Here is a 281-nt window from a genome sequence, read left to right on the forward strand (position 1 = left end):
GTGGTAGGTCAGTCGCAGTTCGGGATAACGAAACAGGGCACGCTGTTCGGCGTCGGGCTCGACGCGGTCCTTGAGGTAACGCTTGAGGGCAGAATTCAGCGCAGTGGTGGCCCGCTCATGCAGCTCGGCCAGACGATCCACGGCTTGTTCGGCGGTTTGAACGACAATAAACGCTTCGGTCACGATCAGCTTCCTGTGTTCTGACTTGCAGAGCTTCATCTTGCCTGCATCGTGGACGCACGGGAACAGTGGCGTTGTGGGTGTACCGAAATCTTTAAATC

Annotated in this window: 1 protein-coding gene; it reads right to left on the reverse strand. The window is 56.9% G+C overall.

Annotation, left to right across the window (positions count from 1 at the left end; genetic code table 11):
• Window positions 1-183, reverse strand: a 183-nt coding sequence (locus AAEY83_RS14215) for a hypothetical protein (RefSeq protein WP_502945178.1), incomplete at its 3' end; no start/stop codon positions are given.
• Window positions 184-281 lie beyond the last annotated feature (98 nt).

Source organism: Psychrobacter sp. TB20-MNA-CIBAN-0197, from assembly GCF_040309765.1.
Classification (GTDB): Bacteria; Pseudomonadota; Gammaproteobacteria; order Pseudomonadales; family Moraxellaceae; genus Psychrobacter; species Psychrobacter submarinus.